Source organism: Verrucomicrobium sp. BvORR106 (genome assembly GCF_000739655.1).
Taxonomy (GTDB): Bacteria; Verrucomicrobiota; Verrucomicrobiia; order Verrucomicrobiales; family Verrucomicrobiaceae; genus Verrucomicrobium.
The window spans coordinates 83,571-96,337 of sequence record NZ_BATR01000118.1 but is presented as its reverse complement, the minus strand read 5'-3'; the positions used below and the strand labels follow the sequence as shown (position 1 = coordinate 96,337).

The window sequence follows — 12,767 nt, the reverse complement described above, 5'->3', positions numbered from 1 at the left end:
CACTAAGCCCCACCCACATGATCACTTCCCACACCTTTCTCATCGCCTGCGGCTTCACCCTGGCCACCGGGGTCGTCATGATCAGCGCCCAATCTCCCCTGCCCCAGAGGGCAGGGGATCCGCCGCTCCCGCCACCGATTCCCGCTCCCGTGCCACCCGATTCGGGAGAGTACGAAAACGTCCTCACATTGAAGGCAAGCCAGATCCTTCAGTCCGTGTTCGTATCGGGCCCTCACTTCCAGGTGCGGGAGGGTGTGACGACCAACTGGGGGGTGAACACCTATGCCATCGACAGCACCTTCTACGGCACCTATCTCGCCTTCGGCAACAGCCAGCTCCTGGACCGCATTGCGGAGATCAGTGCCATCAAGCGCCTGGATGATGTCATGAGGACCGAAGACTATCGCGATGCCTTGCATGAGGCCTCCGACGAAGAAGAAGATGCCGCTGAAGACTACGTGCCCCCCACTCAAGACTCCCTGCAGGAGGTACACACCACCGGCATCGGAAAGTTCTTCCAACGCCTGGGTCAGGACATCAAGAAGGAGCACAACGACGAGAAACGCCGCGACTACCAGTCATTCGCAATCAAAAGCACAGCTGGCGTCGCCAAGGCCAAGCGTGACCTCTGTCGAAAGCTGGGCATCAATCCCTACACGACCAATGCGGCACTCCAGAGTCGCCTGGATGGCATGAGCCGGGCCCTCGCGCTGGGTGGGTTTAAGTTCGTCATGGGCGAAGCTTCAGCAGATCCCGTTGCGGCCGCCGCAGCGCTCAATCGTGGTACCGCCGCCGCCCAGATCGCCCTGGAGATCTACGACAAGGATGAGAACACGCTGCGCACGGGCAACCTGACCGAGCTGCAACTTCTGGGCATAGGCCCTCCGGATTCCACCGCCTTCCTCGCCAACAGACAGTTCACCCCGTGGCAGCAAACGCAGCTTACCAAATCCCTCCGCGCTCTGACAGGCGTCACCGGACTGGAAAACTTCCTACGCGATGCCACGGCCTCCACCACGGAGGAAACGGACGCCATCTTCTACGCCGAGACCGCACAGCTCATGGCCCAGCTCCAACAGGCGCAGTGGCAGATCGCACGCATCGAACGCCATGAAAACGCCCCCTACTGCGTTCTCAAGGATGGCTCCATCCTCCTCGCCCTGCATTGGGACTACGCGAGCTGGACTCCGCTTGCCGACCGGTGCACCCGATGGCTGCAGACCATTCAGATCAATGGCAAGCAGCCACCTACGATCACCATCGCCATCACCGGAGCGGCCTCTCCGCGTTGCCGTCAGGAGATGGAAAAACGCCGCATCCGGCTGCTGGACCGCCAGAACAAGGGTCCGCTGAATTGATTCCAACGAAAAGCCCCGCAGCCCCCACCCCATTCCCCCGTGAACTGACCTGCAACCACCATCTCATACCGAAGGAGGACACCGCCATGGACTGGGAAAAAGGTGAACAAAGCTCGAATCTCGAAGATCGCCGTCGGATGCGCCCCAAGGCCGCCGTGGGCGGGGGGCTGGGACTTCTGGCGATCCTGGCCATCGGTTATTTCCTAGGCGTGGATCCGCAGCAGCTCAGCCAGCTCATGGAGGGCGTGCAGAACAGCCCGACCGGGCAGACCACAGAGACCCAGGGACCGCTCACCCCGGAGGAGGTGCGCAGCCGCCGTTTTGCCGCGACCATCCTGGGCTTTACTGAGAAGGTGTGGGAGCAGCAGTTCCGCAGCATCGGCCGTCAGTACGATCCCCCACGCATGGTCCTGTTTACAGAGCGTGTTGAAACACGGTGCGGACTGGCCCCTGCAGCTGTGGGCCCATTCTATTGCCCCGCAGATCAGACGGTCTATCTCGATCCCACCTTCTTCAATGAACTGCAGCAGCAGCTGGGTGGCTCGGCTGCTGACTTCTCCCAGGCCTACGTCATCGCCCATGAAGTCGGTCACCACGTGCAGAATCTGCTGGGCTACAGCAGTCTCGTGGACCAGAAGCGAGACTCGGTCCCGGAGGCGGAGTTCAACCGCTGGTCCGTGCGCCTGGAACTACAGGCCGACTACCTCGCGGGCGTCTGGGCGCACTACGGCCAGCAACAGTTCAACTTTATCGAAGAGGGCGATGTGGAGTCCGCCATCAAGTCCGCAAACGCCATCGGCGATGATCGCCTGCAGCGGCGCGCGGGCCGGTTCACCTCTCCCGAGAAATACACGCACGGCACTTCGGAGCAGCGCGTGAAGTGGTTCATTCAAGGGCTCAAGACCGGGGACATGGGCACGGTCAAGCGCATGTTCGAAATGCCCTACGAGGATCTCTAGCAGCGATGCCCCCGCGGATGAGGGAAACACAAACGCAAACAGTGCCATGCAATCCAAAACCATGAAAACGATCTCATTTTCAGCCGTCATCGGCACCCTGCTGAGCCTCTGTTGCCTGGCAGGTCTATCCAGCTGCGCCAGTATGGATGCCTCTAACCAGGAAGCGCTGCTTTCCGCCGCTGGCTTTAGAGTGAAGACCCCATCAACCCCGCAGCAGCAGGCCGCCTATGCGGCCGCGCCTTCCTACAAGGTGCATCGAGCCTCGGTGAACGGAAAGACGTTCTATGCATACAAGGACGAGGACAAAGGGGTGGCTTACGTAGGTGGGGACGACGAGTACCAAAGGTACCAGCAGCTCGCCATCCAGAAGAAGATCGCACAGGACAACTACTCAGCCGCGCAGATGAACCAGGCTGCGGCCATGAACTGGTACGGTGCCTGGGGCTATGGCGGCTACCGCTACGGAGCTCCAGGAAGATTCTGGTGGTGAGAGTTGTGCCACGAACCACCTGACCCGCTGCAAGCTATGAACACATCCCTCCTCCACCTGTTGTCCCGGAACTGGGGCTGGCTGCTCCTGCGCGGCATCCTGTCCCTGATCTTCGGCGTCCTGGCCTTCACGTGGCCCCTGCTCACCTTGAAGGTACTCGTGCTCCTCTATGGAGCCTATGCACTGGTGGACGGAGTGTTCGCTCTTGTCGGGGCGATCACGGGCGGCTCCGCCGTCCCGCGCTGGTGGTTGGCCCTAATCGGTGTCGTGAGCATCGCTGCAGGTGTCGCAGTCTTAATTTGGCCGGGGCTGAGCGCCCTGGCGCTGCTCATCTTCATGGGGGCCACTGCCGTGGTGCGTGGCCTCTTTGAGATCGCGGGGGCCATCGCCCTACGCAAGGAAATAACCAACGAATGGCTGCTCATCCTTTCCGGTCTGGCGTCAGTCGTCTTTGGGGCCCTGGTCATCCTCTTCCCGGGCGGTGGGGCCATTGCCATGATCTGGATCATTGCCTCCTACTCCATCGCCCTGGGGATCATTCTCTCTGTGCTCGCCTTCAGACTACGGAAGCACAGCCACAGCCACCCTCTTCCCGCGTGAAACGGCCCAGTCACTCACTCGATCAATCACTTCATTCAGTCGCAAAACCAAAGATGCCATGAAACGATATACCCCTAAACTCAGAGCCGTCCTCCTGCTGGCAGGGCTGCTCCTTCCCTGCCTGCTCCAGGCACAGGGCTCTGCAAAGAAGCCCAACATTCTCGTCATCTTTGGTGACGACATCGGCCAGTCCAACGTCAGCGCCTACAGTCGAGGCCTGATGGGATTCACCACGCCCAACATCGATCGCATTGGCAACGAGGGGGGCGTTTTTGTCAGCTACTACGGCCAGCAGAGTTGCACGGCTGGACGGGCGGCATTCATCTTGGGTCAAAGTCCGTTCCGCACCGGCCTCACGAAAGTGGGCCTGCCAGGAGCGAATGTTGGCCTGCAAAAGGAAGACCCCACCATTGCCGAGTTCCTCAAGCCGCTCGGCTACCAAACCGGGCAGTTTGGCAAGAATCACCTGGGAGACCGGGATGAATTTCTCCCCACCGCTCATGGGTTCGATGAATTCTTCGGCAACCTCTACCACCTCAATGCGGAGGAGGAACCGGAGAATCCTGACTACCCCAAGGATCCGGAGTTCAAAAAGAAGTTTGGCCCACGCGGTGTGTTGAAGTGCACGTCCGACGGGAAGATCGAAGATACAGGCCCGCTCACGAAGAAGCGTATGGAAACCGTGGATGAGGAGTTCCTTGCCGGAGCGAAGGACTTCATCGACCGCAGCCACAAGGCGGGAAAACCCTTCTTCTGCTGGTACAACTCCACCCGCATGCACATCTACACCCACTTGAAGCCAGCCTCAGTGGGCAAGACAAACGCAGGCACTCAGGGAGACGGCATGGTGGAGCATGACGGCATGGTAGGCGATCTGCTCAAGCAGCTCGATGACCTCAAGATTGCCGACAACACCATCGTGATCTACACCACCGACAACGGTGCCATGAAGAGCATGTGGCCAGATGGCGGTGCCTCTCCGTTCCGCTCGGAAAAGGACACCAACTGGGAAGGTGCCTTCCGGGTGCCCGCTCTCATCCGCTGGCCCGGGAAGATCAAACCGGGGACGAACTTTACCGGCCTCTTCAGCGCAGAAGACTGGCTGGTCACCCTGGTGGCCGCAGCAGGTGGCGATCCCAAACTCCGTGAAAACGCCACCAAAGGCGTCACTGCCGGGGACAAGACCTTCAAGGTGCATCTGGATGGCTACAACCAGCTCGACTACCTCACAGGCAAAAGCGAGAAGAGCGCCCGCCCAGAGTTCGCCTACTTCAGTGACGATGGGGACCTGATGGCCTACCGTGACGAGCGCTTCAAGTACATCTACCAGGTGCAGCGCTCTGTCGGTGTCCAGGTATGGATCGATCCCCTGACGACTCTGCGCACGCCTCAGATCATCGACCTGAACAGCGATCCTTATGAGTACGCCATTGATGGGTCAGCCTACTACGACAACTTCATGGTTACTCACGCCTTCCTTCTGCTGCCTTCGGCAGCCAAAGTAGGGGCGTATTTGCAGACCTACAAGGACTTCCCTCCCCGCCAACGTCCAGCTTCATTCTCGGTTGATCAAATCATCGAGAAACTCGAGGCCGGGTCCAAGGGCAAGTAAGTTATCCACTACAAATCTGCTGCATCGTCTTCGGCGGTCAAGAACCGTCGAGGACGATGTCCGGCAGCAAGGTTCTAGAGCATCCACGACATCAGCGCCATGAGCAGCCGCGATCAGATCCTCGATCTCAAAAAGCGCATCTCCGCATCTGTGATTGGCCAGGAGGCGGTGGTAGACCAGTTGCTCATCGCCCTGCTGGCCAATGGCCACCTCCTCATGGAGGGGCTCCCAGGACTCGCGAAAACCCGGACCATCAAGACACTGGCCAAGAATCTCGAGAGCCAGTTCAGCCGCATTCAGTTCACCCCCGATCTGCTTCCGAGTGACATCACCGGTACGGAGATGTACACCGGTGAAGGCGCGGGCGGCAAATTCGTCTTCCAGCCCGGCCCCGTCTTTGGCAACCTCATTCTCGCGGATGAAATCAACCGCGCCCCTGCCAAGGCGCAGGCAGCCCTGCTGGAGGCCATGGAGGAGCGACAGGTCACCGTAGCAGGCACCACGCATCCCCTGCCTGAGTTATTCCTCGTACTCGCCACGCAGAACCCCATCGAACAGGAGGGCACCTATCCCCTGCCGGAGGCCCAGATGGATCGCTTCCTTCTGAACGTCTTCGTCGGTTACTCCAGCGACGAGGACGAACGCAAGATCCTCCGCCTCGTACGTGGTGAGGACGCGGGTCAGGCCCCGGCGTCCAATGGCCAGGTGGCCGCCCAATCCGTGCTGGATGCCCGCAAGGAGGTGCTAGCCGTCCAGATTTCTGACGCCGTGGAAAAATACATCGTAGCGCTCATTGCCGCGACCCGCCGTCCTGCGGATTTCAAGGGCTCCAAGCTCTCAGAATGGATCCGCGTGGGCGCCAGTCCCCGCGGCACCCTGGCGCTGGACCGCGCAGCCCGGGCCAAGGCCTGGCTGGATGGACGTGACACCGCCACGCCGGAGGATGTGCAAAAGGTAACCCATGCCTGTCTGCGGCACCGGCTGATCCTCACCTATGAAGCGGAGGCGGAAGGCACCACCAAGGACACGGTCCTGGACGAACTGCTCAAGCAGGTTGCCGTCATCTAGCATCGCCGCCTTCCCACCAGCCATCCCCCACCATGAGCAAAACTTCCCGCAAATCTCCATCCGGCAAAACCAGCTCAGCAGCGACTGCCAAACAAAACACCCAGGGGCAGAAGCCGACGCATCGCACGGAAAAAGGACCGCTCTCTGATGACCAGCTCGCACGAATGGATGCCTGGTGGCGTGCGGCCAACTATCTCTCAGTCGGCCAGATCTATCTTCGGGACAATCCCCTGCTGACGAAGCGGCTCAAGCGTGAGCACATCAAGCCGCGCCTGCTCGGCCACTGGGGCACTACGCCGGGATTGAACTTCATCTACGTTCATCTCAACCGGATCATCAAAGAGCAGGACCTGAACATGCTGCTCATCACGGGCCCTGGGCATGGAGGCCCCGGCATTGTGGCCAATACGTACCTCGAAGGAACGTACAGCGAAGTCTATCCTGAGATCAGCGAGGATGAGGTGGGCATGCAGCGCCTCTTCAAGCAATTCTCCTTTCCCGGAGGCATTCCCAGCCACGTCGCCCCGGAGACGCCCGGCTCTATTCATGAAGGGGGCGAGCTCGGTTACTCCCTTTCTCACGCCTACGGGGCAGCCTTTGACAATCCCGACCTCATCATCCCAACCATCGTGGGTGATGGAGAAGCTGAGACAGGCCCTCTGGCCACCGGCTGGCACGGCAACAAGTTCATCAACCCGGTGCGCGATGGTGCCGTGCTGCCCATCCTCCACCTGAACGGCTACAAGATCGCGAATCCTTGTTTCCTCGCCCGCATTCCTCACGAGGAGCTCCAGAAGTTCTTCGAAGGCATGGGCTACCGCCCGTGGTTCGTAGAGGGGGATGATCCCGCCATCCTCCACCAGCAGATGGCGGAGACGCTGGATCAGGCAACGACAGAGATTCAGGCCATCTGGAAGAACGCACGGAAACATGGCTTTCAGGGCCGCCCTGCCTGGCCCATGATCGTGCTCCGCACCCCCAAAGGCTGGACCTGCCCCAAGGAGATCGATGGACTCAAGTGCGAAGGCTACTGGCGCGCCCACCAGGTGCCCATGGGGGACATGGACAAGCCTGAGCATGTACGGGTGCTGGAGGGCTGGATGAAGAGCTACCGCCCCGAGGAACTCTTTGATGCCACAGGTCATCTCCATGAAGATATCGCCAGCCTCGCCCCAACTGGCACGCGTCGCATGAGCGACAACCCTCACACCAACGGCGGTCTCCTGCTACGCGATCTCCGCCTGCCAGACTTCCGCGACTACGCCATCAAGTGCCCGGCGCCGGGAGAGAACTTCGCCGAGGCCACCCGCGAGATGGGCCGTTTCCTCCGGGATGTGATGAAGCTCAATCTGGAGATGCAGAACTTCCGCCTCTTTAGCCCGGATGAAAACAACTCGAACCGCTGGCAGGACGCCCTCCAGGTGACCACACGCGCCTACGCTGCCGAGATCCTGCCCGAGGACGATCACCTGTCCCCCGATGGACGGATCATGGAGGTCCTCTCCGAGCACCAGTGCCAAGGCTGGCTGGAAGGCTATCTGCTCACCGGACGCCACGGATTCTTCAGTTGCTACGAGGCGTTCATCCACATCATTGACTCCATGTTCAACCAGCATGCGAAGTGGTTGAAAGTCTGCCGTCACATCCCCTGGCGTCGCCCCATCGCCTCACTCAACTACCTGCTCAGCTCTCATGTCTGGCGGCAGGATCACAATGGCTTCAGCCACCAGGATCCGGGCTTCCTCGACCACGTCATCAACAAGAAGTCAGAGGTCATCCGCGTGTATCTCCCCCCCGATGCCAACACCCTGTTGAGCGTGACGGACCACTGCCTGCGCAGCCGCAACTATGTGAATGTGGTGGTCGCAGGGAAACAACCTGCTCCGGTGTGGCTCACCATGCAGGAGGCCGCCCAACACTGCGCCGCCGGGGTGGGCATCTGGAGCTGGGCCAGCAATGATCAGGGAGGCGAGCCCGATGTCGTCATGGCCTGCTGTGGCGACGTGCCCACCCTGGAGACCCTGGCGGCAGTGGAGCTCATGCGCCAGCACGCGCCGGATGTGAAGGTTCGAGTGGTAAACGTCGTGGACCTCATGAAGCTCCAGCCGGTCGAGGAGCACCCCCATGGGCTGCATGACCGGGAGTTCGACGCCATCTTCACGAAGGACAAGCCCGTCATCTTCGCCTTCCACGGCTACCCCTGGCTCATTCACCGTCTGACCTATCGCCGGACGAACCACTGCAACCTCCATGTGCGTGGCTACAAGGAGGAAGGCACGACCACCACACCGTTTGATATGTGCGTGCTCAATCAACTGGACCGCTTCACCCTCATGGGAGATGCGTTGAGCCGCGTCGCCCGTCTGGGCAGCCGCCTGGGCTACATCCTGCAGTTCGTCCAGGAACAGCTCCACCGGCACCGGGTGTACATCTGCGAGCATGGTGACGACGTGCCCGATATCCGCGACTGGAAGTGGAATGCCAAAAAGAACGGTGCGGCCAGCGCCGCCTCGCGCCGGGCAGACACCTCAGCCGACAACGTTTGATTACGTCTCAACGCCATGCCTGAACCACCTCCCACCTTGCGTACAGCCTCCCCACCTGCCCCGGCTACTGCCGGGGTCTATGCGGAGCTGTCCGCCCTCGTGGCGTTGCAGTATCAGGCCCGCGGCTTTAGCCTCCTGCCCCGGCAACCCGTCCACTCATTGCTGGCGGGACGGCATGCCTCCCGCCTGCGCGGCCGCGGCCTCAACTTCGAGGAAATCCGCCGCTACCTGCCCGGGGACGACATTCGGCAAATCGACTGGAAAGTCACCATCCGCACCCGCAAGACTCATAGCCGTGTCTATACGGAGGAGCGGGAACGCAGTGTCTTCCTACTGGTGGATCAGCGCTCCAGCATGTTCTTTGGCAGTGTGCAGAACATGAAGTCCGTCACGGCCGCCGAAGCCGCCGCCATCGCAGCCTGGCGGGTGGTCGCCCAGAAGGACCGCGTGGGGGCGCTGGTGTTTGATGACCATGGCATCGAGGAAATACGTCCGCACCGGAGCCGCTCTGGCGTCATGAGGATCCTCAATGCCGTTCTTGAGAAGAACCATGCCCTCAACGTCGCCGCCAATGCCGGCATGAATCCGGGCATGTTCAACGAGGTTCTCCGTCGTTGTGTCAATCTGGCCCGGCACGACTGTCTGATCTGCATCATCAGTGATGCCTCGGGGAGTGATGAAGAGTCGCGGCGTCTCCTGACTCGCATCTCTCAGCACAATGACGTGCTCTTCGTGTTTGTTCACGATCCCCTGGAGTGTGAACTGCCCGATGCCGGTCCCCTGATCTTCGCCGACAAGAGCGGGCAGATGGAAGTCAACACCAGCAACAAGTCGCTGCGCAGACGTTATCAGGAGACCTTTGCTGAACATCGAGCGGCCGGGCGCAAATTCCTTCTCCACCGGGAGACTCCGGTCCTCCCGCTCACCACTGCGGAGGGAGTGGCCGCTCAGCTTCGCCATCAACTCGGCCAGAGACAGCCCAAGCCGTGAAGACAGATCCCACCAGTCTTGACCGCCTGCATGATCTGGTACAACCACCGGCGGTGCCCTGGTGGCCGCCAGCACCGGGTTGGTACTGGGTGCTGGGCCTGCTCCTCGTGCTGGCATTGATTGGTCTGGTCAAGGCCCTGCTCCACTGGCAGCACAATCGCTATCGGCGCGAGGCTTTGCATCTGGCAGCGCTCCAACAACATCGTCTGCAAGACCCTACCACACGAACCGCGGCGCTCGTGGCCCTGAGTGAGCTCTTGAAGCGTACCGCAGTCACGGCCTTTCCCCGTGAGCAGACCGCATCCCTCACCGGCACTTCCTGGCTGGCGTTTCTCAATCGTACCAGCCGCACACCAGGCAGCGTGCCCTCGGAAATAGCCACCCTGGAGACGGTGGCGTATGATCCTCGAACCAGCGCCCAGCTCGATGACACCCAAGTCCTGCAGCTCACCACGGCCGCGCGAGACTGGCTGGCCCACCATCGAGTGCCCACTCCACCGGGAGGATCATCGTAATGCCCGTCCTCGCCCATCCTTGGCTGCTCTGTCTGCTGCCGCTCCCCTTCTTGGTGGGTTGGTTGCTGCCCCCTCACCGGGAGTCCCGGCAGGCCTTGACGGTGCCGTTCCTCGACCGGCTTGTAGAACACTCAGGCCAGCGTCCCCATCAGGGTGCCTTGGTCCTGCAGGGGCGGCTGCTGCGCAAGACATCCCTCCTGCTCGGCTGGGCCTTGATCGTCCTCGCTCTGGCCCGCCCGCAAATTATCGAACCACCCATCCAGAAGGAAGTGGCCGTCCGCGACCTCCTGCTCGCGGTGGATCTCTCGGGCTCGATGGAGACCAAGGACTTCAAGAACGCAAAGGGCGAGATGGTGGATCGTCTCACCGCAGTGAAGGAGGTGCTGGACGACTTTCTCACCCGACGCAAAGGAGATCGCGTGGGGCTCATTCTCTTTGGGTCAGCGCCATTTGTGCAGGCGCCGTTTACGGAGGATCTCCATGTCTGTCGCCAGCTTCTCGACGAAGCCCAGACCAAGATGGCCGGCCCGCAGACCGCCTTCGGCGATGCCCTGGGACTCGCCATCAATGTCTTCGAGCGTAGTACTGTGAAGGAGCGCGTCCTCATCGCCCTGACAGATGGGAATGACACGGCCAGTCAGGTGCCACCGGCCAAGGCCGCCGCGATCGCCAGGGACAAGGGCATCGTCATACACACCGTAGCCGTGGGCGATCCCAAGGCTGCTGGAGAAGATGCCCTGGACGTCGCCACGCTCCAAGGAGTAGCCACCACCACGGGAGGGCTCTTCTCGCATGCCACTGATCGCAAGCAACTGGAACAAGTGTACCAGCAACTAGACAAGCTGGAAACCCGCAAGGCCCAGACCATCACCCACCGCCCCCGGAGGGATGTGTACTGGTGGCCGCTGGCACTGCTCTTCGTCCTCTCAATCACGCAACAACTCCTCCAACTCGCCCTGCACGGAGGGCGCAAACAGACTCGCCAGAGCTCGCCTGTGGGAACCTCAACGCTGGAGGCAGCCGGATGATCGAAGACTTCCATTTCCTCCGGCCGCTCTGGCTGCTGACTCTCATCCCAGCGGTGCTCATTTGGTGGCTCGTACGGCGGCATACCGATCCGGCTCAGCCCTGGCGGGGCATCATCGCCCCCCACCTGCTGCCTCACCTCCTGAGTGGCAAGGAGCATCGGGCCAAGTTCACTCCCCTGGATCTCATTGCCATCGGCTGGCTGATAGGGGCATTTGTAATCGCGGGACCGAGTTGGCGCCGCGAACCCACTCCCTTTGCCAACGATACGGCCGCCCTCGCCATCGTCGTCCAGGTGTCTCCCTCCATGGAAACCGAGGACGTCCTTCCCTCCCGGTTGGCCCGGGCCACGGAAAAGATTCAAGACCTGCTGCGACTGCGCCCCGGTGCCAAGACGAGCCTTATCGCCTACGCAGGCAGCGCTCACGTGGTGATGCCCCTGACCACCGATTCAGGAATCATCAATACCTTCGCCGGAGCGCTCCATCCCAAGATCATGCCCAAAGAAGGCGATGCCGCCGCCGAGGCCCTGCAGCTCGCCGAGCGCACCCTGGCCGACGCAGCCACCGGGTCCATCCTGTGGCTCGCAGACACCATTGCGCCGGATCAGGCCAAACCCCTCGCTCAGTGGCGTGAACAGTCGGACTATGAAGTTCGCATCCTGCCCCCCTTGCTGCCGGGCACGGAGCTGGAAACCCTGAAGACCAGCGCCCAGCCAGTGCGGGCCACGTTCACCCCCCTGGCAGCCGATGACGCCGATGTACAGTCCCTGGCCAGGCTGGCCAAGTTCTCAGACGTTGGCTCACATGAGTCCTCCAACCGCTGGCGGGACGGAGGTTATTACCTAGTCCCCCTGCTCGCCCTGCTCATGCTGCCCTTCTTCCGTCGGGGCTGGATGGTCCCCACTGCTGCCCGCTGATGCACTTACCTTCACACCTCTGGACCTTGCGGCACGCAGCTTGGGCGGGCTTGGGCGCGGTTGCGCTCATCTTGGCCGTCCAGTCAATCCGGCAACCTCACTACTGGCTCACCGCCGATCAGAAAGGTGCGCGGCTCTATCGTCAGGGAAAGTATGGCGAGGCCGCCAAAGCCTTCTCAAACCCATGGTGGATCGCCACCGCCCAGTATCGCAACGGCGACTTTGAGACGGCTGCCAAGACCTTTGCGCGGGTACCAGGGGCTGATGGAGCCTACAACCAGGGCAATGCCTGGCTCATGCACGGGAAGTACGATGCTGCCATGGCGAGCTATGACCGCGCCCTGGCTCTCAAGCCCGGATGGAGCGAAGCCGAAGAGAATAAAGCCCTCGCCGAGGCAAGGAAACAACGCCTTGAGGCTTCCGGCAAGGACCGCGACAAGGAGGAGGCCGGAGCCTACAAACCGGACGAGATCGTCTTTGATCAAAAGGGCGAAGACAAGAAGGGCCAGCCCATGGAGCTGGGGGCCCAGAAGATGTCTGACGAAGAACTCCGCGCTTCCTGGCTGCGACGCGTCCAGACCACCCCGGCAGATTTTCTCAAAGCCAAGTTTGCCTCCCAAGCAGCACGGTCCGGCAAAGACAATGAGTCACCCCAAGAGTGAATGCCGTTCCGTGCCGTGCCCC

Annotated in this window: 12 protein-coding genes; all 12 read left to right on the top strand. The window is 61.2% G+C overall.

The window, feature by feature from the left end:
* Window positions 1–17: 17 nt before the first annotated feature.
* Window positions 18–1,358 carry a hypothetical protein gene (locus tag BV106_RS21875; RefSeq protein ID WP_038168247.1) on the top strand — a complete coding sequence of 447 codons (1,341 nt, stop codon included), beginning with the start codon at window positions 18–20 and terminating at the stop codon, window positions 1,356–1,358.
* Between the two features lie 86 nt (window positions 1,359–1,444).
* Window positions 1,445–2,317, top strand: a complete 873-nt coding sequence (locus BV106_RS21870) for a neutral zinc metallopeptidase (RefSeq protein WP_038168246.1) — start codon at window positions 1,445–1,447, stop codon at window positions 2,315–2,317.
* A gap of 61 nt (window positions 2,318–2,378) precedes the next feature.
* Window positions 2,379–2,807, top strand: coding sequence for a hypothetical protein (locus BV106_RS21865; RefSeq protein WP_038168366.1), 429 nt, complete (start codon window positions 2,379–2,381; stop codon window positions 2,805–2,807).
* 36 nt (window positions 2,808–2,843) lie between these two features.
* Window positions 2,844–3,407 (top strand): HdeD family acid-resistance protein, encoded by a 564-nt coding sequence (locus BV106_RS21860; RefSeq protein ID WP_038168243.1) that lies wholly within the window; start codon window positions 2,844–2,846, stop codon window positions 3,405–3,407.
* 58 nt (window positions 3,408–3,465) lie between these two features.
* Window positions 3,466–5,019, top strand: a complete 1,554-nt coding sequence (locus BV106_RS21855) for an arylsulfatase (protein WP_081892097.1) — start codon at window positions 3,466–3,468, stop codon at window positions 5,017–5,019.
* A 99-nt stretch (window positions 5,020–5,118) separates the two neighbouring features.
* On the top strand, window positions 5,119–6,087 hold the full coding sequence (locus BV106_RS21850; RefSeq protein WP_038168242.1) for a MoxR family ATPase: 969 nt from the start codon (window positions 5,119–5,121) through the stop codon (window positions 6,085–6,087).
* A 32-nt stretch (window positions 6,088–6,119) separates the two neighbouring features.
* Entirely contained in the window at window positions 6,120–8,633 is a 2,514-nt protein-coding gene (locus BV106_RS21845) for a phosphoketolase family protein (protein WP_081892095.1), read from the top strand.
* A gap of 15 nt (window positions 8,634–8,648) precedes the next feature.
* Entirely contained in the window at window positions 8,649–9,623 is a 975-nt protein-coding gene (locus tag BV106_RS21840) for a DUF58 domain-containing protein (protein WP_038168240.1), read from the top strand.
* Complete coding sequence (locus tag BV106_RS21835; protein ID WP_038168238.1) at window positions 9,620–10,138, top strand: DUF4381 domain-containing protein; 519 nt, start codon at window positions 9,620–9,622, stop codon at window positions 10,136–10,138. The genes BV106_RS21840 and BV106_RS21835 overlap by 4 nt, the downstream gene beginning before the upstream one ends.
* Window positions 10,138–11,166, top strand: a complete 1,029-nt coding sequence (locus BV106_RS21830; protein WP_038168236.1) for a VWA domain-containing protein — start codon at window positions 10,138–10,140, stop codon at window positions 11,164–11,166. The genes BV106_RS21835 and BV106_RS21830 overlap by 1 nt, the downstream gene beginning before the upstream one ends.
* Entirely contained in the window at window positions 11,163–12,083 is a 921-nt protein-coding gene (locus BV106_RS21825) for a VWA domain-containing protein (RefSeq protein WP_038168234.1), read from the top strand. The genes BV106_RS21830 and BV106_RS21825 overlap by 4 nt, the downstream gene beginning before the upstream one ends.
* Complete coding sequence (locus BV106_RS21820; RefSeq protein WP_051946167.1) at window positions 12,083–12,745, top strand: tetratricopeptide repeat protein; 663 nt, start codon at window positions 12,083–12,085, stop codon at window positions 12,743–12,745. The genes BV106_RS21825 and BV106_RS21820 overlap by 1 nt, the downstream gene beginning before the upstream one ends.
* Window positions 12,746–12,767 lie beyond the last annotated feature (22 nt).